19 protein-coding genes and 2 pseudogenes are annotated in these 23,326 nt (G+C 55.1%); 8 read left to right on the forward strand and 13 right to left on the reverse strand.

Translation table 11 applies throughout. From position 1 onward, the window contains the following. Nucleotides 1-106 precede the first annotated feature (106 nt). The 4 genes and pseudogenes from AC19YY_RS21030 to AC19YY_RS21045 all read right to left on the reverse strand — a co-directional run. A pseudogene (locus tag AC19YY_RS21030) lies at nt 107-633 on the reverse strand (tyrosine-type recombinase/integrase); the annotation flags it as partial. A 796-nt stretch (nt 634-1,429) separates the two neighbouring features. Beyond that, nucleotides 1,430-1,786 (reverse strand): type II toxin-antitoxin system RelE/ParE family toxin, encoded by a 357-nt coding sequence (locus AC19YY_RS21035; RefSeq protein WP_274126879.1) that lies wholly within the window; start codon nt 1,784-1,786, stop codon nt 1,430-1,432. A gap of 2 nt (nt 1,787-1,788) precedes the next feature. After that, nucleotides 1,789-2,079: a type II toxin-antitoxin system ParD family antitoxin gene (locus AC19YY_RS21040; protein WP_274126877.1), complete on the reverse strand. Its 291-nt coding sequence runs from the start codon at nt 2,077-2,079 to the stop codon at nt 1,789-1,791. A 187-nt stretch (nt 2,080-2,266) separates the two neighbouring features. After that, on the reverse strand, nt 2,267-2,482 hold the full coding sequence (locus AC19YY_RS21045) for a hypothetical protein (RefSeq protein WP_274126875.1): 216 nt from the start codon (nt 2,480-2,482) through the stop codon (nt 2,267-2,269). Nucleotides 2,483-3,021: 539 nt separating this feature from the next. Here AC19YY_RS21045 and AC19YY_RS21050 point away from each other — a divergent pair. The 3 genes from AC19YY_RS21050 (at nt 3,022) to AC19YY_RS21060 (ending at nt 5,787) form a co-directional block, all read left to right on the forward strand. Beyond that, nucleotides 3,022-3,966, forward strand: a complete 945-nt coding sequence (locus AC19YY_RS21050; protein ID WP_500604807.1) for a chromate resistance protein ChrB domain-containing protein — start codon at nt 3,022-3,024, stop codon at nt 3,964-3,966. Beyond that, nucleotides 3,959-5,317 carry a chromate efflux transporter gene (gene chrA, locus AC19YY_RS21055; protein ID WP_274126871.1) on the forward strand — a complete coding sequence of 453 codons (1,359 nt, stop codon included), beginning with the start codon at nt 3,959-3,961 and terminating at the stop codon, nt 5,315-5,317. The genes AC19YY_RS21050 and chrA overlap by 8 nt, the downstream gene beginning before the upstream one ends. Before the next feature lie 83 nt (nt 5,318-5,400). Next, nucleotides 5,401-5,787: a chromate resistance protein ChrB domain-containing protein gene (locus AC19YY_RS21060; protein WP_274126869.1), complete on the forward strand. Its 387-nt coding sequence runs from the start codon at nt 5,401-5,403 to the stop codon at nt 5,785-5,787. 114 nt (nt 5,788-5,901) lie between these two features. Here the strand turns inward: AC19YY_RS21060 and AC19YY_RS21065 are convergent, their stop codons facing one another. Further along, complete coding sequence (locus AC19YY_RS21065) at nt 5,902-6,033, reverse strand: YHYH domain-containing protein (RefSeq protein ID WP_274126867.1); 132 nt, start codon at nt 6,031-6,033, stop codon at nt 5,902-5,904. A 276-nt stretch (nt 6,034-6,309) separates the two neighbouring features. Here AC19YY_RS21065 and AC19YY_RS21070 point away from each other — a divergent pair, with 276 nt between their 5' ends. Continuing rightward, the gene (locus AC19YY_RS21070) at nt 6,310-7,620 is read left to right on the forward strand and encodes an MFS transporter (RefSeq protein ID WP_274126865.1); all 1,311 of its coding nucleotides are present in this window, start codon (nt 6,310-6,312) and stop codon (nt 7,618-7,620) included. 41 nt (nt 7,621-7,661) lie between these two features. Here AC19YY_RS21070 and AC19YY_RS21075 read toward each other — a convergent pair whose 3' ends face one another. The 4 genes from AC19YY_RS21075 to AC19YY_RS21090 are packed head-to-tail and all read right to left on the reverse strand — an operon-like array spanning nt 7,662 to nt 10,291. Next, entirely contained in the window at nt 7,662-8,402 is a 741-nt protein-coding gene (locus tag AC19YY_RS21075; RefSeq protein ID WP_274126863.1) for a TraX family protein, read from the reverse strand. Next, entirely contained in the window at nt 8,399-8,836 is a 438-nt protein-coding gene (locus AC19YY_RS21080; protein ID WP_274126861.1) for a YqaA family protein, read from the reverse strand. The genes AC19YY_RS21075 and AC19YY_RS21080 overlap by 4 nt, the downstream gene beginning before the upstream one ends. Before the next feature lie 11 nt (nt 8,837-8,847). Beyond that, entirely contained in the window at nt 8,848-9,984 is a 1,137-nt protein-coding gene (locus AC19YY_RS21085; protein ID WP_274126859.1) for a nickel/cobalt efflux protein RcnA, read from the reverse strand. 7 nt (nt 9,985-9,991) lie between these two features. Beyond that, a complete protein-coding gene (locus AC19YY_RS21090) occupies nt 9,992-10,291 on the reverse strand; it encodes a metal-sensing transcriptional repressor (RefSeq protein ID WP_103470019.1) in 300 nt (99 codons plus the stop codon). A 513-nt stretch (nt 10,292-10,804) separates the two neighbouring features. Between AC19YY_RS21090 and AC19YY_RS21095 the strand changes: the two genes are divergently transcribed. Then, entirely contained in the window at nt 10,805-11,542 is a 738-nt protein-coding gene (locus AC19YY_RS21095; RefSeq protein WP_274126857.1) for a HupE/UreJ family protein, read from the forward strand. 12 nt (nt 11,543-11,554) lie between these two features. Then, nucleotides 11,555-12,208 carry a transmembrane anchor protein gene (locus tag AC19YY_RS21100; RefSeq protein ID WP_274126855.1) on the forward strand — a complete coding sequence of 218 codons (654 nt, stop codon included), beginning with the start codon at nt 11,555-11,557 and terminating at the stop codon, nt 12,206-12,208. A gap of 264 nt (nt 12,209-12,472) precedes the next feature. Here the strand turns inward: AC19YY_RS21100 and AC19YY_RS21105 are convergent, their stop codons facing one another. Then, complete coding sequence (locus AC19YY_RS21105; protein WP_274126853.1) at nt 12,473-14,374, reverse strand: potassium transporter Kup; 1,902 nt, start codon at nt 14,372-14,374, stop codon at nt 12,473-12,475. A gap of 453 nt (nt 14,375-14,827) precedes the next feature. Here AC19YY_RS21105 and AC19YY_RS21110 point away from each other — a divergent pair, with 453 nt between their 5' ends. Next, complete coding sequence (locus AC19YY_RS21110; protein ID WP_274126851.1) at nt 14,828-16,285, forward strand: sensor histidine kinase; 1,458 nt, start codon at nt 14,828-14,830, stop codon at nt 16,283-16,285. A gap of 45 nt (nt 16,286-16,330) precedes the next feature. Here the strand turns inward: AC19YY_RS21110 and AC19YY_RS21115 are convergent. From AC19YY_RS21115 to AC19YY_RS21125, 3 genes and pseudogenes are all read right to left on the reverse strand, one after another. Continuing rightward, nucleotides 16,331-17,392 (reverse strand): annotated as a pseudogene (locus AC19YY_RS21115) (TerC family protein); the annotation flags it as partial. 18 nt (nt 17,393-17,410) lie between these two features. After that, complete coding sequence (locus AC19YY_RS21120) at nt 17,411-19,417, reverse strand: UvrD-helicase domain-containing protein (protein WP_274126849.1); 2,007 nt, start codon at nt 19,415-19,417, stop codon at nt 17,411-17,413. Then, the gene (locus AC19YY_RS21125; RefSeq protein WP_274126847.1) at nt 19,414-21,588 is read right to left on the reverse strand and encodes an ATP-dependent nuclease; all 2,175 of its coding nucleotides are present in this window, start codon (nt 21,586-21,588) and stop codon (nt 19,414-19,416) included. The genes AC19YY_RS21120 and AC19YY_RS21125 overlap by 4 nt, the downstream gene beginning before the upstream one ends. Before the next feature lie 279 nt (nt 21,589-21,867). Between AC19YY_RS21125 and AC19YY_RS21130 the strand changes: the two genes are divergently transcribed. Further along, nucleotides 21,868-23,199: a DUF5623 domain-containing protein gene (locus AC19YY_RS21130; protein WP_308935866.1), complete on the forward strand. Its 1,332-nt coding sequence runs from the start codon at nt 21,868-21,870 to the stop codon at nt 23,197-23,199. Nucleotides 23,200-23,326: the final 127 nt, after the last annotated feature.

Here is a 23,326-nt window from a genome sequence, read left to right on the forward strand (position 1 = left end):
CCCTGCTGACTTTCGCGATAACGAGACTTATCTGAGTAACCTGCACAGCTCCCACGCCTCTTCAGATGTCCGTTAAGTCTTTCGGTAAGTAAACCGGTGAGACGAACACCCAGCCTTTGCCTTCTTCATCCACCACGCGGGTGCGCACGCGCCGGGCCATCGCCAGTGTGCGCTGGCGGCGCAGCTCGGTAATGATCGTGGTGATGTGCTCAAGCTTGATCTCGGTGATCGGTTTTTTACCAATGGCAGGCAAGATGTGGTTGTTCAGCGCTCCGGTAAAGCCCGAGATGGATTTGCTCCCCAATTCGGCAGACTTGAATGCCAACCACTGCTCGGCCACGTACGTGATGGTGCGCTCCTCATTGAGCAACTGCGCCTCGATCTTGGCGGTCTTGGTTTTGAGCGGAGCGGTGTGGTTAGCCACGTCGCGGCGTGCGCCGCGGGCAATGTCGCGCGCCTCCTTGAGACCAATGTCGGGGTATGCGCCGATGGAGAAGCGGTTTGCAGGCGATACTTCAATCGCCAAACCTTGGAAGGGGATTTTCCGACCTTGCTCGACGCCCTTACCGCCAAGTAGAGCCCAGGGACTTCGCCATCGGCGTGTTTGCCGGGTTCGGTCAGCAAGCGGATCAAGGCATCGCTGAGTTTTCGTTTGAAAACAACCGCATTATCTGGAGCGTCGGTGGGGGCATCCTTTTAAGGAGCCGGAATTTGCCCCCAGTTATGCCCCATGAGTCGTGGAATCCATCGGATTTAGACAGACGGAAGTAGACTTAAATTATCAATAAGTCGTTGTTATAAAACGCTTTTATGGAGTTTAGTGGAATTGCATTACAGGCTATCGGGGTCGCCAAAGAACATTTTGACATGGCTCTAGATCGGTATTTACAGCCTGAAAAAATCGAATTATGCCCCCAGTTATGCCCCCAATTACGCCGAGTGTTCGAGCGATCGCGAATGGCGATTTCTGACGCGGACCTGGATGGCCGTGGCTGGTATTCAGTGCCCTCCCGCATACTGGATGAACAACCCGAATCCGGCAAATTCGTGATCGTTCGATGAGTCGATATCCTTAATCGGATTTTTCCGGGCTGTCTTTCAGAACCTGTCCTGAAATTGGCATCGCCTGATACTCATGCTCTGCGCGATGTTGCAATGGCGCTGGTCGCCAGAGGGGATCGATCCGCGTGTCCATCGGAAGTTGGGGCTTAATGCCAGGCGTCTAGATACGCAATCGGCGTTAAAAGTGGGTGGCAAAGTTGAGCATCGTGTTTGTGATCGTAGATCTCGATAGTGCACTCGGGCCTAGAACCTTGTGCTTCAATTGACCGTCGAGTCCGCTGGCAGCGTGGGGGTTGAGGTTGAGATCTGGGAAGGGCTCTTACCTTCGTTGTTCCTGGCCAGTCATATCTGTGTTCTGGATCGCTGATCAGTCATCAGGCAAGTGCAACTGCACTTCCATGGCGTCATGAAGGAGTCTGACGACCTCAATCACATCGTCGTTTGCCACGCGATAGAACACGATATGGCGTGGGCTTTTGACCGTCCCGTGGGGGTGTTTGGCTTGCTGGCGAGAATAGATAAGGTGATAGCTGCGAAGACCCGGAGCGAGCTCACCGCGGTCGTGGCTGCCAATGCGATAAGGCGTGCCAGCAAGAGCTTGCAGCGCCGCGAGGATTAGCGCCTGGTAGCGCTGGCGTGCTTGATCGCCGAACTGCGTCTGGGAGAGCCTGAGGATGTCGACAATGTCAGCGCGCGCCGCGTTGGTAATCCGATACTGCGGCATACTCAGTGTTTGTCTCTCGCGGAGATGCTGACGTCCAGGCTCAAGCCCTCGAGGTAGTGCTCCAGATCCCCTTCGCTCAACTGAGTAAAGCGCCCGTGCTCAAGGTCCATGATGCCGATCGAGGTCGCCTGACGCAGTGCCTCAATTTTGGCGGTGTCTTCGGCGACGCGTTGTTCCAATAGCCGCAAACCTTCTCGCATCACTTCGCTGGCATTCTGATAACGGCCGGACTGCACCAGATCCTGGATAACCTGTTCCTGGTGAGGGGTAAGTACAACGTTTCTCGTTGCCATAATGAGCTCCAGCTTTCGGTAAACAGTTTCTTACGATCATTGGCATATTATGCCATTTTGCTTGCGAGCACATGGTTTGGGATTTTAATCTGACGGACTGTGTCACACGGGTAATTCGTTGCGTCGAACCGCGTGTAGACCCCACAGTACGCGCTTAAAGTCGAGCAAAAGGTCCTCGGCGGCTTGATTAGTGTGGCCCTTGGGCCTTCAGTTTGGCCAGGCCTTGCTTAATGTGTCCGGCGTTCTCCCCGATCATTTGTTGCGCACCGCGGACATTTTCGCCAGTGTCTGTCGCCCCCAGGCATTCAGCTCTTAAGGTCAGCTCCATAACGGCCGCCTCTAAGGCGAGCTGGTTCTGGTAAAGGCGCTCAAGGACATCACCTATTGAGTATTCAGTGGGCATTGTTTCGACTCCAATGAGTGAGTCGAAAGCGTAGATGCGGGGGAGGCGGATGTCTTGAACCACCCGTAAATTAAGTGCATGCAACGGTTTGGAGTGGGGGCAGCATTCGTCAGAATGCTGCCTTGGTGACAGGCAGCAGACGGCCGATTCTGTTGAAAAAGTCGGCCCTGGTTTCCACGGTAGAAAAGTACGCGCTTGAGATTGAAATCTTTACATTGAGCAGAGGATTCTGGGCTCAGATTTCGCGTAGCGGTGCGCAAAAAAGGCGTTTTCAGCGGTCATTATGCGGGCAGTCCGGAAGAACCGACTTTTTCAACAGAATCGGCCAAAAGCGGCCCTTCACCTTTCAAGTCTAAAGCGCATGAAAGAAAGCCTTTCTGTCGCGGTCCACATCGCACATCACCTAATGCCCCTGCTTGATCACGTCCACACCTCTCTCCGTTCGGACTCACCGAAACCCTAGTTTCCAAGGGTGGCTTTCCAATCGACAAGATCCAGAGTAGTGTAATTCTAATTACAAATTACATAGCCATCTCTACATGAATAATTGGATAACTCTGATTCTTGGTTTACCCACTGCAAATGCCACTGAGCGCATGCGAGCCTGGCGTGCATTGAAAGCTTCAGGTGCGGCAGTTCTGCGCGATGGCGCCTATCTGTTGCCTGACACCGACTTCTGTCGTGAGGCACTGGCGTCAGTCGAGCGCGATATCCTCGCCATCAATGGCACTGCCTACGTTCTGCCTATTGTCGACCCTGAAGGTGAGCGCTTTATCGAGCTGTTCGACCGTAGAGATGACTACAGCAAGCTTCGTGCAGAGGTCGAAGAATGCCGTGGACAGCTCAATCCTGAAAACGCATTGGCCAGCACCAAGCAGATTCGTAAGCTGCGCAAAGCATACGATCAACTGGTCAGCATCGATTACTTTCCAGGCCAGCCTAAGCAGCAACTTGATTCGGCGTTGCAGGAGTTAGAGACGGCGGTCAGCAGAGCGTTGTCTGCGGATGAACCACACAGCCGTGACATGCCCATAACGGCACTCAATCTTGGCGATTATCAGGGGCGTATCTGGGCAACTCGCAAGCGTCCCTGGGTCGACCGGTTCGCATGTGCCTGGCTGATTCGCCGCTTCATTGACACGCAAGCTCAGATCCTCTGGCTGAGCGCTCCACAGGATTGCCCCGCAGATGCGCTAGGTTTTGACTTCGATGACGCCACCTTCAGCCATGTCGGCAACCGCGTGACCTTCGAAACCCTACAAGCCAGCTTTGAGCTTCAAGATCCTGGCCTAAAGCGTATTGCAGCCCTGGTGCACTACCTCGATGTTGGCGGTATTCAGCCGGTGGAGGCTGCTGGCATCGAGCGCGTGCTCGCAGGACTGCGCGAAACCATTACCCACGACGACCATCTGCTGGCAGCTGCAAGTGCCATCTTCGATGGCCTGCTCGCCGGGTTCGCGAAAGAGGAGCATCCCAATGAGTAAGGTTTTGGCATCAGCGGTTGAAGAGGATCTGTCGAGGCCTGAGTCGATCAGTTTGCGTGAGGCGTTCTGGTTCTGGCTGAAGCTAGGGTTCATTAGCTTCGGTGGGCCAGCGGGACAGATTTCACTCATGCACCAGGAGTTGGTCGAACGGCGGCGCTGGATTTCCGAGCGCAGATTTCTACACGCCCTGAACTACTGCATGTTGTTGCCTGGGCCAGAGGCTCAGCAGCTAGCGACCTACATCGGTTGGTTGATGCATCGAACCTGGGGCGGCGTGATTGCAGGAGTGCTGTTTGTACTGCCCTCATTGTTCATCCTGATCGCGTTGTCGTGGATGTACATCGCGTTCGGTGAAGTACCCGTGGTAGCCGGACTCTTCTACGGCATCAAGCCCGCCGTGACGGCCATCGTGGTGCAGGCGGCACATAGGATCGGCTCGCGTGCACTGAAGAACAATTGGCTGTGGGCGATAGCGGCGGCTTCATTTACCGCGATCTTCGCGTTCAATGTTCCATTTCCGCTGATCGTGCTGGGCGCTGCGTTAATCGGCTATGTCGGAGGTCGTCTGGCTCCCGAGAAATTCAGAACCGGAGGCCATAGCGCCGCCAAAAAGTCCTTTGGCCCAGCCTTGATCGATGACGACACCCCATCCCCCGAGCATGCAAAGTTCAGCTGGTTGAAACTCGCGTTGCTTGCATTGATCGGCGTCGCACTATGGGCATTGCCGATGGGGATTTTGACCATCCTTTTTGGTTGGGAAGGCACCTTAACCCAAATGGGCTGGTTCTTTACCAAGGCCGCGCTGCTGACTTTTGGTGGGGCCTATGCGGTGCTCCCATATGTCTACCAAGGCGCGGTCGGTCACTATGGCTGGCTAACCCCGACACAGATGATCGACGGCCTGGCTTTGGGGGAAACAACGCCGGGGCCGCTGATCATGGTGGTGGCCTTCGTCGGCTTTGTCGGGGCCTATGTCTCGCAAGTGTTCGGTGCCGATCAGGTGTTTCTGGCGGGGGCTGTCGCGGCGTCCCTGGTGACATGGTTCACCTTCCTGCCCTCGTTCCTGTTCATCCTCGCGGGAGGCCCGCTGGTGGAGTCGACTCATAACGAACTCAAGTTCACTGCACCGCTTACCGCAATTACAGCGGCGGTGGTGGGAGTAATCCTCAATCTGGCGTGTTTCTTCGGCTATCACGTGCTTTGGCCGAAGGGCTTCAGCGGCAATCTCGACTGGCCCTCTGCACTGATCGCGATAGCAGCGGCGATTGCCTTGTTCCGCTTCAAGCGGGGCGTCATCCAAGTGCTGATGGCCTGCGCGCTCGTCGGGTTGGCGGTGCATTTACTGCGCTAGAAAGCATGAATTGATTAGCAATCTTTGGCGGGCATTGGGCTCGCCTGGCCACCCAGCCTATTGAGCTAGGCAGGAGGTGTTCCATGAGGTGGATTACCCGTGAGCGACCCAAGATCGACCGGGTTGCTTGTCCTTGGCTGATCACTCGCTTTATCGACCCACAGGCTGAGTTCTTGTACGTACCCAGCGCTGATGTGCTGCGGATTGCAGCGGAGAAAGATGCAGCACCGTACGACATTCCGGGCGTGGAGCTTACCCATGAGGGTGAGTTGTGCAGCTTCGATGCGTTTTTGAAGAAGTGCCAACTCGGTGAGCCTGCCTTGCAGCAATTGGCTGAAATCGTGCGGGGAGCAGATACCTCTCGTCTGGATCTGACACCGCAATCGGCTGGGTTGTACGCCATCTCACTGGGACTGTCGCAGCGTTTTTCGGACGATCACGAAATGCTGGCGCACGGTCTGGTCATGTAAGACGCGCTCTACGCCTGGTGCAAAGAATGCCAAGGTGAATCGCACAACTAGCCTCCTCAAATGTAAAGAGTCCAGCTCGCACTGAAGCCCAGCCTAGCGCTGGGCTTTTGCCGTTTAGTGGCAGTGGTAGTCGTTCGTTTTATGGTTGCGATGGCAACCTTTTGAATCAGTACCGCCGCTATGCGCGAAGGCAGCAACGGACGAAATCGAAAGTAAAGCGGCGATCAAAAGGGCAGACAGTTTCATCAGGGCTTGCTCCATGCTCATGTTTTTATATTAGTGAGACCTCTCACGCTGCACAGCGTATGGCCAACAGCCACCATCGAGCAAGCAACTTCCCCAGACATTCGATGAAAGGCTGAGTGCCTATTTCTTGAGCTACTACTGTCTCTAGTTTAGGATAGCTCTCGATCCCCCCAGGGGGGATGTAAAATCATGTGTGAACGAGAAGCTCGTCGCTCTCTTTCTTTGAGAAATGCTCGGTAACCAGTTGGACACGAGCCATTCCATTTGAGATTTCTCATGCTGAAAATCCTAGCCAACCGAACCTACCGCCATCTCTTCCTGGCTCAGGTGATTGCGCTTGTAGGGACAGGACTCGCCACGGTCGCACTGGGTTTACTGGTGTTCGACCTTGCTGGTGCCCAAGCGGGTGCCGTTCTCGGGACAGCGTTGGCGATCAAAATGACGGCCTATATTGGCGTTGCGCCCATTGCAGCGGCTTTTGCAGAGCGCCTGCCTCGCCGAGCCATGCTGGTCTCGCTGGATCTGGTGCGGGCCCTGGTAGCGCTTGCTCTGCCGTTTGTAACCGAAGTTTGGCAAATCTACGTGCTGATTTTCGTCCTTCAGTCGGCCTCAGCTGCGTTCACCCCGACGTTCCAGGCGACCATTCCAGACATACTGCCGGATGAGGACGACTACACCCGCGCTTTGTCGTTATCACGGCTGGCCTACGATCTCGAAAGTGTCGCCAGCCCAATGCTCGCCGCCGCACTGCTGACCGTGATCAGCTTCCATAACCTGTTCGCTGGCACTGTCATCGGTTTCCTCGCTTCTGCCGCCCTAGTCGCCACGGTGTTGTTGCCAAAGGCGAAGCAAGTACCGCGACGCAGCATCTACGAACGAACCACCCGTGGCATGCGCATATTCCTAGCCACGCCTCGCTTGCGTGGGCTGTTGGCTCTCAATCTGACTGTAGCTGCCGCCAGTGCCATGGTCATCGTCAATACGGTGGTGCTGGTGCAGTCGCGTTTCGCCCTGCCTCAAAGTTCTACGGCATTAGCGCTGGCTGCGTTTGGTGGCGGATCCATGGTCGCTGCCCTGGTCTTGCCTCGGCTGTTGAAAAACATCAAAAACCGAACGGCCATGTTGTTTGGCGGAGGAATATTGGTCGCAGGTTTAGCGGTAGGCATCAACCTGACTACCTACAACTTCCTACTGCCACTGTGGATGGTGCTTGGGGTGGGCTATTCGCTGGCTCAGACCCCGAGTGGTCGACTGTTGCGCCGCTCCGCACATGCCGAAGATCGCCCGGCTTTGTTTGCCGCCCAATTTGCTCTGTCCCATGCTTGCTGGTTAATTACTTACCCACTGGCGGGATGGCTGGGAGCCAACATCAGCCTCACGGCGTCGTTTGTTGGCCTGGCCGTGGTGGCAGGTAGTGCATTAGTGGTCAGCATCATGATTTGGCGTCCAGCCCATGACCAGGATTCTATCAAGCACAGCCATGAGAATCTGCCGGGCGATCACTCGCACATCGACGGCCACGAGGGTGCGGATCACGAACATCCATACGTGATCGATGATCAGCATCGCCGATGGCCCAACAAATGATCGTAAGTTTCCAAAGTTTGCCAAGGCTGGTTGGTCAACCTTTAGACCAGAAACCGTAGCGCCTGCAGAGCGGCAAGGTGGCCCGGATAGAACCAGTAGCCCCATTGCCGCACCGGCCAGACTTTGAAGGTGAAGGTCTGACGCAGAAGCCAAAGCCCGATCAGGGGAGCCGCAAACGCGGTGCTCAAAGCCAGCACTGAATAGACTTCCAAGTCCAACGCCCTGGTTACGATGCTACTTCGGGTGTTACTCAACAGGCATAGAGCCGCTGGCAGCAACCAAAGAACACCGGGTCTCTTGATTGCTAACAAAACCGCCGCTGGTACAAGTGCACCGTAGAAACCGTACATCAGTGGATCATCCAGTACGTAGGCAATTACTGCGGACATCAACGCCATAGCGCTGCTCAACAGAGTCCGATGTTGCCACCCCCAGGCAATCACCAGCCCCAATGCCAAGGTAACCAACACGTTGAATGATCCCGAGGTGCTGATGTAGCGATAAGGCACTTCTGAAATGGCGGCGAACAACAGCATCAACGCAAGGTATCGTCCATTCGCAGCCGTCAGCCATTCGCCCTGTTTGGAGCGCGCCACGTTGGCCGCAATAGCGACACAGAACAACGGAAAGGAAAGTCTCCCTGGAATGAACAGATTGGTCATCTCCGGCCACACCAAGCGTAAGTGATCGATAACCATGGTCAACATCGCTAGCCACTTGATCAGATCCAGGCTTTTGCTTCGGCTCTTGAGCGCGGAGAGAGGGACTGCCGGAGTTGTCATGCCCACCCCAGTGTGACGGCGGTCAGCACGAGATAACGCGTGCCCTTGGCCAGCGCGACGATCAGCAGGAAACTCCAGAGTGGTTCGCGCATGACTCCGGCGACGACCGTCAGCGGATCGCCAATGATGGGCACCCAACTGAGCAGTAATGACCAGCGCCCGAAGCGCAGATAAGATTGCTGTGCTTTTTCCAGTTTGTTCTCACTCACAGGAAACCATCGCTTGTGGCGGAATCGTTCGACGGAACGGCCCAGCGCCCAGTTCAGTGCAGAGCCAAGCACGTTGCCAAAAGTGGCGACAGCCAAAAGCGTAGAAACAACGTACCGGTCGGAGAGCAGCATCCCGACCAGCACGGCTTCAGACTGCATAGGCAATAACGTGGCAGCACCGAATGCAGCCAGGAAAAGACCTATGTAGCTCGTGAGTTCGAACACTCAGCGTCACCTTATGCGTTCAGGCCGATCCAGCCATGGAAACCGACGTACAGGCCAACACCTATGATCAGCACGCTGGACAGGTACGGTGCACGACGCGCCACGGTGCCCAGCCACGGCCAACGGCTGGAGGCCTGTTTAGCACCAATAGCTGCCGCAGCACCGACAGTGACCAAGGTGAGTGCCAGTCCGATGCTGAAGCACAGAACAAGCATGCCTCCCAGCGCGACCTCTTTAACCTGAAGACATAGCAGCAGAACGGTGATGGCAGCAGGACAAGGAATCAGACCGCCAGTCAGGCCAAACATGACGATCTGGCCCGTGGTGACCTCGCGATTGGTGAAGCGCTTACGGATATCGTTGGCATGCGCACGTTCATGAGCATCCTGAAAGCCATCAGTCGACAACTCCAGGCCGTCCAATTCCGGATGAGCGTGCCCGTGATCGTGTTCCTGATACTTGAGATCGTAATCATGGGAGTGGCCTGCATGCCCAAGACTCAAGCGAGCACTGAACTCGTGTGGTTCCGGAATATCGATCGTCGACTCCATGAAGCCTTCGCGCTCAACGAAAGAGAACGATTGGGAGCTACCGTCCGGACGAGTAGTCACCAGCCGGACATCCGAGGCTGCCCAGGCGTGTCCAGTTAACGTCTTCAAGCGCCAGTGCGGTGGCACGCCTTCTTCGAAGATCGACAGTTCAACACGGCCATGACCAGTATCGATTCGGTGGGTTTCATCATGATGCCCATGGCCCTGCTCGCTGTGATGGTGATCATCACCTTGCTCGAACTTGAACATCTGCTCGCCACGCCAGGTACGCCATAGCATCCATAGCGCAATTACAATGATCAGTGCGGAGGACGCGAGCTGGAAATACGGCTCAGTGGTTTGAGCGTCGAGGCCTTTCCCAAGGTACATGCCGCCGATAGCGACCAACCACACCACAGCAGTGTGCGACAGCGTCGCGGCCAAGCCCAACAATACGGCCTGTTTTACCGAGCCACGAATGGCCACGATGAAGGCCGCCATCATGGTTTTTGAATGACCCGGTTCCAAGCCATGCAAGGCGCCGAGCAAGATAGCGCTCGGGAAATACAGCCAGGCGGATGCCCCGCCTTGTTGCAGCAGTTCAGCAAAGTTGGGCATTTCAGACCTAGAGGTATTTGGTGATTTGTTTAAAAGCTTCCAGCGGTGCTCGCTCGCCATTGCCCAACGCCGAAACGGTGTCTTCCAGGCAGTGATCAATGTGATCCTGGATAAGTGTGCGCTTGGCTTGGCACACTGCTTTTTCGACGGCATGCAGCTGTTGAGCAATGTCCACGCACTGACGACCTTCTTCAATCATGGTGATGATGCCGCGTAAATGGCCGTCTGCCCGCTTGAGGCGCTTGATGATCGCCTCGTGACTTTGGTGGGTGTGGGGATGGCTGTGTTCGTGTTCGTGCTCACTCATGACTTGAGCCTCAGGCCTCAATGAATTACGCTGGCATCCTATCCCCCCTAGGGGGATGTGGTCAAACCTATCACGGCCACTCCAAACGAACTTGAATCCGGACGCTATGTTCAGCAGATCCCTGACAACGACAGTGGTATTCGCACTTGTTCTCGCCATGTTTGTGGCCTGGGCCGGGCATACCTATACGTTGTCGGTATCGACGAAACCACCTGCCTGGGAGATCGCGCAAGACGCCTATCACTCCCATGAGGAACAGGCAGAGATGTCGAGCGTGAGCTACTCCGATCACTACCACTCGCCGTTGACCCCCGACCATCAGCACGAAACGCCACAGCTCACGTCCGCGTTGAGTCTGGCTGCACAGCCGAAGCTGTCCGTACGAGTCGATGACCCACCATATTCCGTTCCTCGCCCGCCGATATTCTTGATCGAGCGCCCACCTCGTCCTTCGTTCGCATCCTGACCATGGCCGCACTGCGGCCTTTGATCCCTGCAACGTAGGATTGATCTATGCATTCGCACTCAATGAGCGGCGTTGGCGCATTCACTGCGCCATCGCACCGCCCGCTATTGCTGCTGTTTTTACTTGTCGCTGCACTGTTTCTCGGGATGCCCGAGGCGATGGCTCACGCTGTCGCGGAAGGTGACAAGGGCTTCATCCAGGAAAGCTCCGGCGTCATGTTGCTGCCCTTCATCTACATGGGCGCTAAGCACATGATGACGGGCTACGACCACCTGCTGTTTCTGTTCGGGGTAATCTTCTTCCTCTACCGCCTGAAAGACGTGGGGCTCTACGTCACGCTATTCGCTGTAGGCCATTCGGTCACGCTACTGCTTGGCGTACTGACCGAGGTCAGCATCAGCTCCTACATCATCGACGCCATCATCGGCTTTTCGGTGGTGTACAAGGCGCTCGATAACCTGGGCGCATTCCAACGCTGGTTCGGTTTCCAACCCAACACCAAAGTGGCCACGCTGATCTTCGGCCTGCTCCACGGTTTTGGTCTGGCGACCAAGATTCAGGAGTACGAGATCTCGCCTGATGGCCTGATTCCGAACCTGATCGCCTTCAACGTTGGTGTCGAGATCGGCCAATTGCTGGCCCTTAGCGCGATTCTCATTTTGATGGGGTATTGGCGGCGTACTGGCAGTTTCTGGCGCCACGCCTATACCGCCAACGTCGCCATGATGAGTGCCGGTTTCCTGCTGATGGGTTACCAGATCACCGGCCTGTTTGTCTCTGCGTAAGGAATTCTGACTATGTTCAATACTCCGCTCCCCACTGTTAATGAATTGCCCACCACTCGCAAACTGGTACGTTCTACTGTTATTGCGATACTGGTTGCTGCCGGTCTTCTGGTAACAGTCGTAATGCCTTCGGAATACGCCATTGATCCGACAGGTGTAGGCCGAACACTGGGCCTTACCCAGATGGGCGAATTGAAGATCATCCTTGCCCAAGAGGCTTTAGCGGATGCAGCTCCTCCGCAAGCATCTGCTCCAGCTCCAGCTCCAGCCCCAGCACCGCAGGCCGTGCAGAGCCAGCCTATTGCGGCACCTGTTCCTCCGCCAGTGTCGACAACGGCTCCCGCCCTTAAGACCAATCAAATGAGCGTCACGCTCAAGCCAGGTGAAGGGACAGAAATCAAACTGGAAGTGCTGAAGGACAAGACTGTCAGCTATGAATGGACAGCGGTTGGTGGGCCTGTGAACTACGACACCCATGGCGAACCGTACAACGGTGAAAAGGGTTACTTCCACAGCTACAACAAAGGCAAGCAGGTCAAAAGTGATAAAGGTGAATTCACAGCCATTTTTGACGGCACCCACGGTTGGTTTTGGCGTAATCGCAGCAACAACGACGTGACCATCGCACTGAAAACGACCGGCGATTACTTGAGCGTCAAACAGTAATCCGAAGCAGCGATGGCTGTTCTATTGCCGAAAATGCAGCGTTCAGCCGGATCACAGACCATTTATTTCATCCATTTTTTGAGAGTCCTTCCATGAAAAACCCAACAACGCTGATTCGCTCAATGCTACTGATCTGCTTCCTTGGCCTGATGACGGCATGCGGTGGCGGTGAGAAAGGAGCAACGTCCGAGAGCACTGAGCACGGACACTCACACGAGTAACACCCTGAATAGAACAAGGCCGCATTCGCGGCCTTGTTTATTTCTACATCTCCACCTGCGTACCCAGTTCGATCACTCGGTTCAGCGGCAGATTGAAGTATTTAAGGTTGCTGTTGGCGTTCTTCAGTAGAAAAGCGAACAGGCTTTCTCGCCACCGAGCCATCCCTATACGCTTGGTCGGGATAACCGTCTCGCGGCTAAGGAAGTAGGTCGTACGCATTGGACTGAAATCCAGCTCATTCAAGTGACAGAGACTCAAGGCTGCGGGTACGTCAGGCTCCTCGATAAAGCCAAAGTGCAGGCTCACACGGAAAAACCCTTCACCATAGGACTCGACCTCGAACCGCCTATCATCTGCCACACGCGGGCTGTCTTCAGACACCACAGTGAGCAACACAACCTGCTCGTGCAGAACCTGGTTATGCAATAGGTTGTGCAAGAGTGCATGAGGAACGGCATCAGCCCTAGCCGTCAGAAACACTGCCGTACCTTGTACCCGATGGGGTGGCTGCGAACGGATGCTACTGATGAACAACGGCAAAGGTAGAGCCGTCTCGTCCAACCGCTCGACGATAATCTTTCGCCCTCGTTTCCAGGTTGTCATCAAGATGAACAGGCCAATGCCGGCAATCACTGGAAATGCACCACCTTGGAAAATCTTCGGTGCGTTCGCCGCGAAATACAGGCTGTCCACCAGTAGAAAACCCAACAGCATTGGAATAGCCAACCAACGAGGTGTTTTCCAAAGCAGCAATACGACAGCCGAAGACAGGATTGTCGTGATCAACATTGTGCCTGTTACTGCCACGCCGTAGGCCGCAGCCAGTGCGCTGGACGATTCGAAGCCGATGACTAGCAACACTACACCGACCATCAGCGCCCAATTAACTGTGCCGATGTAAATCTGCCCCTGCTCCTGACTGGAGGTGTGCTGGATAAACATGCGAGGTACATATCCTAGCTGTATGGCTTGGCGGGTTAGCGAGAACGCACCGGAGATTACTGCCTGAGACGCGATGATGGTTGCCAGCGTAGAGAGTGCAACCATCGGCAGTAGCGCCCAGCTAGGCGCCAGGAGGTAGAAAGGATTACGCACAGCGTCTGGGTTGCCTAGGATCAAAGCACCTTGGCCAAAGTAGTTCAGTACCAAGCCTGGCAGTACCAAGATGAACCACGCCCGAGCAATAGGCTTACGGCCAAAATGCCCCATATCAGCGTACAACGCTTCGGCGCCTGTCAGTGCGAGCACGACAGCCCCCAGGATGGCTACGCCGATACCCGGATGAGCGATAAAAAAATTAGCCCCCCAGTATGGGTTAAGCGCTTGCAGCACTTCCGGACGCTGCAAGATGCCGTAAATCCCGAGTGCGCCCAATACTAGAAACCACAGCACCATGACTGGCCCGAACAAGGTTCCGATCCGCGCAGTGCCGTGTTTCTGAATCAAAAACAACGCTACCAGTACGACTAGGGATAGAGGTACGACCCACTGCTCTATTCCATCAAAAGCAAGCTGAAGCCCCTCCACCGCAGATAGCACCGAGATGGCCGGGGTGATCATGCTGTCACCATAGAAAAGCGCCGCCCCGAAGAGCCCAAGCAAAACCAACACCTTGCTCAGCTTCGGATAAGGTGCTGCCGCCCGGCGGGCCAATGCCGTCAACGCCATGATGCCGCCTTCACCCTGGTTGTTGGCGCGAAGGATGAACAACACATACTTGACCGAAACCACCCATATCAGCGACCAGAAGATCAACGACAAAATACCGAGTACCCCGTCGTGGTTGGCTTGCACGCCGTAGTGACCGGCGAACACCTCTTTAAGGGTATAAAGGGGGCTAGTGCCGATATCTCCGTACACCACTCCGACAGCGGCTACGAGCAATCCTGCCGCTGATGTTTTGCGGTGGGGTTCTTCAGTTACGTGGGTCGCTGTTACGCTCACTTTCTACGTCTCGAATGTTGGGGGCCAAAAACGCATTCCGTGAGATTTCAAGGCCGGTGGGGCTTTCATGTAAGTGATAAGGCCGGTACTCCTTGTGCCGCCAAGTGTTCACTCTTTCTGATCAGATCTGAGACCACCGCGCATCACCTTCTCTACGTGAACCGCCGCGTGTAGCCATTGGAGGTACTGACGGGAAACAGGACAGGCGAAGTGTTGCGAAGGCATCGAGGCGCTCACAGTTCGCGCGCGCCAGTATCGTTACGCAGTAAGAAAGCCACCGTAAAAAAACTGTAAAAATTTCTGGGCCTATGCTGACAGGCACAGATCTTCGAAATGCTCCCTTAATCGTTATAGCGACTAAAACCTTATTTTAAGGCTGGTTAAGTTCGATTGGTCATAAGGACGCATGGGCAGACTGCGCTATAACCCGTTATCACAAGAAAGGGCTTCGTGATGAATCTAGCATTGGGTTTAGGTCGGTTTTTCTCAGGTAAGGATGTGACGGCGAACACGGTACAGTTCGATCTGCTGCGCTGGTTCTCGCTCGTTAGCATTCTTATCATCACCGTCGTTGCTCTTGGCTTGGGATTTATTGCGACGCGATTTGTCGTCAACGAAAGCATTCAGCGAGATGCCGTACTCACGGCTCAATTCATCCAGGCGCTTGCTTCGACTGAGGTCGCCCGCCACAACTTGCCTAACGCTCAGATGGGGGAATTGCTCGATCCACGTGAGGATGCGAGCTTTCCCCTTGAGGAACAAGCCAACCGTCAAAATGCACGTAAAGAATTTCTAGAACACATTAACCACATTGCACGCCAACCCGACTCGTTGCTGATCAGCATTTATGCTCCCGATGATGTCGTCATCTGGTCAAGCAATCCGGATTTGGTGGGTCAGACGTTTTCGGATGACGATGAGCTTGAAGAGTCGTTTTCCACCAAGGAAAGAGTATTCGCCACGTATCACGAGCTTCAGGGTGACCGCGAGGAGCAACAATTCATTCGTGCGCCAACGGGCCTTTTCATTGAAAACTACATCCCGATGCTGAACTCTGAGGGTAAAGCCGTCGCGCTCGTAGAGATTTACAAGGAGCCTTCGGATTTGATCACCAGGACTCAGCGGGGATACATACTGATGTGGCTCGCAACATCCTTTGGCGGTGCTTTGATCTACCTGACGCTCTACTTGATTGTTCGCCGGGCAGCGAGCCTGCTGGTGTCACAGCAGAAACAGATTATCGAAAATGAAACCTTCGTGGCGTTGGGCGAGATGTCTGCCGCGATAGCTCATAGCTTGCGCAATCCGCTAGCCACGATCCGCTCCAGCGCCGAACTAGCGCAGGCAATAGCCCATCCTCCCGTACAGAAGAGCATCACCGACATCATCGGCCAGGTAGATCGGATGTCAAAATGGGTACGAGAGTTACTGCTTGCGTCGAGCCCCACGACAGGAGTGGTCGAAAACGTAGATCCGTCCGAAGCGATCCTTGAAACCCTGAACACCTTCGAGCTACAGATTCGCAACGCTGATGTTCAGGTTGAGTTTACGGCAACGGCAGCCCCGAGAGTGGTTAGCCAGCGTGTGCTGCTGTCTCAAGTGCTCAATAGCCTGTTTTCCAACGCACTGGAGGCGATGCCAAACGGTGGCCGGCTACATATTGATCTGGAGTCCGATATGCGCTCCGGCAAACTGCACATTACGCTTCATGATACCGGTAAGGGTATGACGCCAAGGCAGAAGCAGAGGTTGTTTCAACCGTTCTCAACGAACAAGCAAGGTGGGCTCGGTGTAGGGCTAGTCATGGTCAAGCGGATAATGGAACGCTTTGGCGGGAAGGTCAGTGTGACCAGTCGAGAGGACGAGGGAACCCAGGTACGGTTGAGTTTCCGGATTGCCAAAAGCGATTAAAACTTTAAACAAACAAGGCCGCAAATGCGGCCTTGTTTTCTACGTTTACTCTTTACGCAACAGCACCCGTGTCACCCGGCGCTCTTGGACCTCAACAACGGTCATGCTCCACTCCTGCCACCGGAGCTTATCTCCAATGACCGGCAGACGATCCAGCAAACTCATGACCAACCCTGCAAGCGTCTGATAGTCATCAGTCGCCTTAGCCTGGAAACCGATGTGTTCGCGAATCTGGCTGAGGTTCAGCGCACCACTGACGAGGAAACCTCCATCCTCAGCAACGATGTTAGGGCCCTCAATTTCACTCGCATCCGGCAATTCACCTGCGATGGATTCTAGAATGTCAGTCATGGTGAGAATACCGATGAAGTCACCAAACTCGTTCACCACGAAAGCGATGTGAGTCGACTCTTTGCGCATCTGCTCCAACGCGTTGAGAATCGTGAAGCTGTCCAACAAGTTGATTACCTTGCGAGCCAGGGTTTCCAGATTTGGCTGGTTACCCGCCAACAGCTCTTTCAACAGCTCTTTTTTATGGACGAACCCCAACGGCTCATCAACTCTCCCTTCGCGTATCAAAGGCAATCTGGAGTACGACGAGTGCATCAGCGCTGTGCGGATTTCCTCTGGAGTGTCAGACAAGTCAATGTGGTCGATTTCTGCGCGCGGGGTCATTACCCCGCGTATAGGGCGTTCCGCCAACTGAAGAACGCCACTGATCATGACGCGCTCACGTCGATGGAAGACCTGATCGGCATCACCGCCTGACAGCATGTCAGCGATCTCCTCACCGACCTCGTCTGCACCCAACTTGTGGCCACCCAGCAAACGCATGACGGCATGCGCGGTACGCTCACGCATTGGACGATGTCCCTGCAAACTCGTCTTGCGACGAGAGCGTGCAACCTGGTTGAACAGCTCGATCAGGATCGAGAAGCCAATCGCTGCGTAGAGGTAACCTTTCGGAATGTGGAAGCCCAAGCCTTCAGCCGTCAGGCTGAAACCAATCATCATCAAGAAGCCCAGGCAAAGCATGATAACGGTCGGGTGCCTGTTGACGAAATCAGTCAGCGGCTTACTCGCGATGATCATCACGCCGATGGAAATAGGGGAGCACTCAGACGGCTACAAATGCTGGATGTCCCAACCCTGCTCGCGAAGCTGCATGCAGTTGGCTTCGAATGCTTCTCCCTCGCCGAGCGCTCGTCTGCTGATTGCCAGGCAGAGCAGGTGAGTCGGGCGTGTCATCGCTACATACATGGCTAGTAGGCGCTGGGTAGTTCTCTTCCCAGGTCGAGCCCCGCCGTGGCTGTTTTGCCCGGCAGCCCACGGCAGCAAACTCGCGATGAAGTGCTTGTAGTTGAACGTTTCAAGCACAAGCGTCGCAGTGTGGGTCTGCCCCTTGCTCGAATGAATAGAGCCGAGTTTGATGTCCACCACGCCATTTTCATGAGTGCTTCGGAAGGTATTCACTGCATTCTGTACAGCCCCTTCCCGCAAAACCTCTGCGCTTTCCGCTATCCAAGCAAGGTACCCCCGTGCTGTCTCGGGTTGCTCATGCGCTTCAGCAAGCACTGATGCCAAGTCGGAGAAGCGGCGTGCGTAGGATGACCAGTTGTCGGTGCTGATGATGTTGGATGTGAACAGCAGCTCAACCACCAATTGTTGGTAGCTAGCCAAGTCTTCTGGGTTAGTTAAAAGTTGCTGAACCTGGACGTGCTGCCGGGCCCCCACCTTGATCTTGATGGCGAGGTTGGTGAGGTTCACCAGGTGGAGAAGCCCCTTGGCGACTTCCTCAACGCTATGGTGTGCGGTATCGCCTTTAACGAGATTACGCTTCGCTTGACGAATACGCTCAATCAACGTCGGAGGGCGGTATGTTCCCGAACCTGCGTTACGGTCATAGCCTTCCCAGTAATGCCCGACCGTTTTTGGATAATGCAGTGGGTCGGCATCGATAGGATCGAAGTCTCTATGGGTATAGCCGATCGCCGAGACTATGGCGTTGCCCCGTAGGTCAGCGGAGAGCTCTTGGAGAACCAGGTGCCCATAAGCATCCAGTACACCGCTGCAGTCGCCATCAGGGAAAACAAAAATGGTGTGGCGGAGCGGCGCTTCTTCACCCACGCTGCGCCGCCCGGAAAGCCCGTCTGCAACAGCACGGAAAGCAAAGGGATTTGCCAGCAACGCGATCGACTCATCGAAGCGAAAGCTGCTGGAGATGTCGACTGCTCTGCTTCGATCCGGAAAGTCACTGCCATTGGTGTGGATGTCCGATTCGAAAATCGCTTGGTTGGGATCGCCAACTCGCGTCACGCATATCCTTGAATTGTCCCGGGGGAAAATAGTGCTCAGGTAGTCGTTCTGCATCGCTGAGGTATCTTGCATCTCGTCGATAAAGACGCAGGGAAAACGGTGCCTCAATCCCTCTGCGATGCTTGGCCGCTCATTGAGCTGGGCGGTGCCCAGCACGAAAATTTCGTCGTAGCAGAAGTAACCTTGCCGGGCTGCCTTTCCTACCGCTCTCGCCATTATTTGATAGCTTTGAGCATCGGGGCCACACGGAAGGCTGCCCCGAGCGACCCCAATGCGAGGATTGGAAAAGTCTGTACTGGCTAACCTGAGCAATTTGGTATCGAAGGTTCTATGTCCTAGGAAACCGCGCAGAATCCTCCTGTCTTCTCGTTCCTCCCACATGTGCTTTGAGCGCACCCGGTGAGTCAGCTCATCATCGATCGCGGTAAAACGGTGTTGCGCGGAGAGCAGCCAAGGCGTGGCAAGGAAGCGCCTGACGAACCCATGAATCGTGTCGATGTAGTGGGGGTAGCTCAGCAGTCGGCGACCAACATCAGTGTCGCCTAGGCGCTGCTCGATTTCCTCGCGGGCTACGTTGGTGTGGGATAACACGCAAATCCCGCGAGTGCGGCTTTTCCAGTTGCGTGCGAGGATGGCGAGTTTGGCCACAAGCAATGTGGTTTTACCGCTTCCCGGGCACGCCGATACGTCGAGTGTTTCTCGCGCCCTAAGAAACGCTATGCGCTGCTCGTCCAGGCCCTCAAGCTTCATGAGTCCTGAGATCCAGTTGATGTCCTCGTCGGTGATTTCGGGCACCAGGTCACGGAGCGTGATCATGGTGTCTGCCGCTCAGCTTGCTGTTGCGATGGCTGGTGCTGTTCGTGGGGCACTTCCAAGCGAGAGGTCACATAGTTGATCGCCTCAAGGAGGTAGTCGGGGAGTCTTTCCTCCAAACCCTCGCGAGGCACCAATATCCTCTGATAACGCTGCTCCAAAATATCGACAAAGTACTGAGCGGTGATGGCCTTTGAGGCGACCTTGCGGTGGAACAGGGCATAGATAGTAGAGCTCACTTGCTCAGGCGACATGTCCGAGTTGTGAAGGCCATCATACTCAACAATGGCCTGCTCGATTATCTGATCATGCTTTTCCCGACCGGCATGAAGCGCATCATCCTTTGCAGCCAGGCGTGCGGCGATCAACATTTCGCGTGCCATGCCGCTGAACGCCAAGTCGTATTCCAGCGTCCATTGCTCCGCTACGAACGTTTTTACATTTTGCTCGTCGTTCGATTTACGCAGGCGGCGTCTCTCCTCCAAGCCGAGGACCTGACTCTCATCATCGACACCAAAATCGCGCGTTGCACGCCACTTTCTTTGTCCAGTGTTTTCCCATTTCGGATCGTCAGCACCTTCCACTAAACCCAGAATTTCTGGAGCGCAATCCGGCATGACGTCCATGTCCGAGACGCAGGCTACGGGGATGTTCAGAACACCCGCTCCAGGGGTCGCACGTTGGAGGATTCGAGCATAGCGGCCAAGACCAATGCCCCCTACATTTACGACCGATACCCCATGGCGGGTTAAGTCTTTCTCGAGCAGCTTCGCCAGCGCCGGAAACAGGATGGCCTCCGCATCACCCTCGACGATGAGCACCCCACGTGCGAAGAACAAATTCGCCTTGGTCACGTCCAGGAAGCGGGCGAGGAAGCGATAGTCTCCTTCATCCAGCTTCGTATGCTGCTTCCCGAGCGAATAAGCTCTGCGGCCGTGCATAAGCACTAGATTGTCCAAGGCGATCTTGGAGCTGAGGTTGGGACTATGGGTGGTGAGGATAACTTGTACCGGGCGCGTTTCGCTTTCCTGGCTGCCCTCATCTGCAGTTGCTTCGCGATGGCCAGAGGACTCAGCTGACGGAGTTCCGAAGCCTTCGTTCCACGGGAGAGAGTCTTCAACGCGCTCACTGTTCACTGTTTCTCGATTGACAGCGGGGGAGGTGACTCTGGGCTTTGCTGATTCGCTCAAAAACTCCATCAGGCGCAGTTGTCGCTGGGGATGGAGATGTGCCTCGGGCTCCTCAATGAGTAACAGCGGAAGCCCGTCAGGCTCCTTACCCAGCAACAGCAACTCACAGGCCATGAACATCAGGTTATTGGAGCCCATTCCATACTCGCCACGAGCTTCTTGTGATCCTTGGACAAGAAGACTCAGCTCCATGCGTTCCAGTATCTGTCTGAGGCGAGCAGATTCGGAACTACCGTCGACGAAATTGATGCGCCCGTGTAGCTCATCACCTTCAAGCGAAAGGTGGGACAGGTAGTTGTCGTTGATTGAGCCTTCTGCAGCAGCCACACCTGGGTGCAGGTTCACCAAATGCCGTAAGTAACCTGCCAATCCAGTGAGGCTCAGCGATGCGGGATTTTCCAAGGGGCGATCGATATCGAATCCACTACCTCCCTTGATGTTTGGGAAGTTTTTGAGTACCTGCGACAGTCGGGATCCACGTCCCGGAGACATTTCCCGCGTGGCGTCGCGAAGGGGGCGCAGGTATGCAGCCGCCAGAAGCTGCCGGACGTTGGTGTCGAGGCTTGGGCCGCCGCCGCTGTGACCACTGCGCACAGCAATATCCACCCAACGACGTGCTAGTACGTCGTCCGAGAGCCTTCGTGCTGTCCAGTGGATGTAAACGACTGCAGCGTTCCCATTAAACGTGACGTACTCAGACAGCGCCCCCTGATCCGAGACGGATAGGTCTGCAAATTTGGCAATGATCGTGATCTGGCTCGCCTGGGGTCCTTCAACTGGGATGTGGAAGTCTTCAGGCTGTATGCGTACATATTCTCCGTCACGCGTCTGGAGAACGAATCGCAGGGCATCGATGACCGATGATTTCCCCGCGTCGTTCTCACCAACCAGTGCCGTCACGCCCTTGTTGAATTCGATGAATAGGTTGTTTGGCTCGGCGCCAAACTGACGGAAATTCTGAATTTTGAGTGCTGACAAATACATCCATGTGTCCTGTCATAAAGGCCTGCAGTGCAGTAGGCGGGTTAGTCAATAATACTGGAAATCGAGCAAGCAATTTGCTTGGCGGCGAGATTCAGGTGAGCAGTTGCAAATCCAGTTCTGTATCGATTACCTCTGAGTTGCGCAAGGTAGGCGTACCTCACCCGTCAGTGAAAGCTGGAAACGGCACTACCTGTAATATTACGATCTCCTAGGCCATGATTTTTAGAGGCCCCAGTAAGACGTAGGCGGGTGGCGTTGATCATGGGGTTGGAGAAAATTATGAGCACTCTGTCCTCGCTCCCCGAGCGTATCAGCTTCAGCAACACCCTCCCGAAGACTATCCAAGGGATCAAGAGAAAAGCCAAGAAAATTGGCGTGCCTGGCCAAAAGCACTCCGAGGCGCTCGATATCGTTGCGCGCGAGATGGGCTATCGCGACTACCGTCAGGCACAGCAGGCATTGGCATCTAGTGAAGGGTTCTCAGAAGTAAACCAAACCGGGTACCCAGTCTACCTCTGCGCTTACTGGCGGAACACGGATACCACGCCTCGCTCGGTGGGTTGTGAGACGCTGAGAGTCTACCTGCCTCGTCCTATGAACGACTTCGTGTCGAAGCATCAGGCAACGTATGCGCGCAACCTTGAGGGATTCCGGCGGGAAGCACCCGATCACCTGGAAATGATCTCCAACACGAGCAGCCAAGCGCGGGCGCGGGAGCTGCTGGTGCGCGCAGCGCTTTCGCTCCAATTCATGGAGGTGAGTGGGCTGCGTCCAGCAACCTCTCAAAAGCAGTTGCAGGCCCTCGAGCAGCTTGAAGGCTTTCCTTCGAAGGATCACGTTTCGCTGTGGATCGACCCAACATCAGGCATGTGGGTCGCGCTCGACGAGCCTTACGGCCATGTGAATAACGAGCCGATGGTGAAAGCGCGCACCGCGTGGATTACGCATAACACTCTGCATCTGACCAAGCCAGCTTGGGCAGGTCTGTACTACCCAAATCACGCGGTACCGCATCTGGTATCCCCTTCGGAGCACTTGCTACGCAAAACCACCGTAGCACTTGAAGGGCTGTCGCCTATTGCGGTGGTGCCTTCCGAGGAACAGCCATGGGGTGGCACGTCAGAGCCCTACAGCTCGCAGTTCATCAGCCCGGAAAGATTGGCCAGTGGTGTTGCGCGGCGGGCTCGACCTGGCACCACCTACGGCTTCAGCAAAGGTGCAGTCGAATATCACCGTGAAGCTGGATGCCCATCGCTCTGGCGTCCAGAGACGCCATTGAGCCAGGCAGATCACAGAAAGGTTGGTGCAGAGCTTCAGTGTCTGATGATCTCGCCCATGCCCTTCAAGGCCTATCAGAAGATCCGCGCTTGGTGCTCTACCCTCGAAAACTGGATGTACTCGGAATACCGGGACGGTGAGCGCAACCAGAACTTCGAGAATACCTACTACGGCGGGGAACCTTCCGTATACCCCACTGAGCCGGAACAACTCTCCGCCCTGAAGCGTATTCGAACGATCGTCATCAATAGGTACGTGGAATGCAAGCCACGTAGAGGACTGCTGAAGGGCCTCGACATCGCTACGGCAATCATCGAAGGGCAGGCCACTTAGGGAAGGTCTGAAGTAAGCAGCCGTTTTTAACGGCCTCGCTGTCTGAGGTTCAAAAAACACCGACTTAATCGAAAATCAGACCTTTCCTCCTGTCAGTTCACTGTTTTTTGCGGAATAGCACCTTTTC

The sequence above is a fragment of the Pseudomonas sp. MF09156 genome (assembly GCF_059862305.1).

Bases quoted from the DNA above. Each gene is read 5' to 3' on its own strand.
- AC19YY_RS21035 (WP_274126879.1), bottom strand. From the start codon at position 1,786: ATGCCGCAGTATCGGATTACCAACGCGGCGCGCGCTGACATTGTCGAC.
- AC19YY_RS21040 (WP_274126877.1), bottom strand. From the start codon at position 2,079: ATGGCAACGAGAAACGTTGTACTTACCCCTCACCAGGAACAGGTTATC.
- AC19YY_RS21045 (WP_274126875.1), bottom strand. From the start codon at position 2,482: ATGCCCACTGAATACTCAATAGGTGATGTCCTTGAGCGCCTTTACCAG.
- AC19YY_RS21050 (WP_500604807.1), top strand. From the start codon at position 3,022: ATGAATAATTGGATAACTCTGATTCTTGGTTTACCCACTGCAAATGCC.
- chrA (WP_274126871.1), top strand. From the start codon at position 3,959: ATGAGTAAGGTTTTGGCATCAGCGGTTGAAGAGGATCTGTCGAGGCCT.
- AC19YY_RS21060 (WP_274126869.1), top strand. From the start codon at position 5,401: ATGAGGTGGATTACCCGTGAGCGACCCAAGATCGACCGGGTTGCTTGT.
- AC19YY_RS21065 (WP_274126867.1), bottom strand. From the start codon at position 6,033: ATGAAACTGTCTGCCCTTTTGATCGCCGCTTTACTTTCGATTTCGTCC.
- AC19YY_RS21070 (WP_274126865.1), top strand. From the start codon at position 6,310: ATGCTGAAAATCCTAGCCAACCGAACCTACCGCCATCTCTTCCTGGCT.
- AC19YY_RS21075 (WP_274126863.1), bottom strand. From the start codon at position 8,402: ATGACAACTCCGGCAGTCCCTCTCTCCGCGCTCAAGAGCCGAAGCAAA.
- AC19YY_RS21085 (WP_274126859.1), bottom strand. From the start codon at position 9,984: ATGCCCAACTTTGCTGAACTGCTGCAACAAGGCGGGGCATCCGCCTGG.
- AC19YY_RS21090 (WP_103470019.1), bottom strand. From the start codon at position 10,291: ATGAGTGAGCACGAACACGAACACAGCCATCCCCACACCCACCAAAGT.
- AC19YY_RS21095 (WP_274126857.1), top strand. From the start codon at position 10,805: ATGCATTCGCACTCAATGAGCGGCGTTGGCGCATTCACTGCGCCATCG.
- AC19YY_RS21100 (WP_274126855.1), top strand. From the start codon at position 11,555: ATGTTCAATACTCCGCTCCCCACTGTTAATGAATTGCCCACCACTCGC.
- AC19YY_RS21110 (WP_274126851.1), top strand. From the start codon at position 14,828: ATGAATCTAGCATTGGGTTTAGGTCGGTTTTTCTCAGGTAAGGATGTG.
- AC19YY_RS21120 (WP_274126849.1), bottom strand. From the start codon at position 19,417: ATGATCACGCTCCGTGACCTGGTGCCCGAAATCACCGACGAGGACATC.
- AC19YY_RS21125 (WP_274126847.1), bottom strand. From the start codon at position 21,588: ATGTATTTGTCAGCACTCAAAATTCAGAATTTCCGTCAGTTTGGCGCC.
- AC19YY_RS21130 (WP_308935866.1), top strand. From the start codon at position 21,868: ATGAGCACTCTGTCCTCGCTCCCCGAGCGTATCAGCTTCAGCAACACC.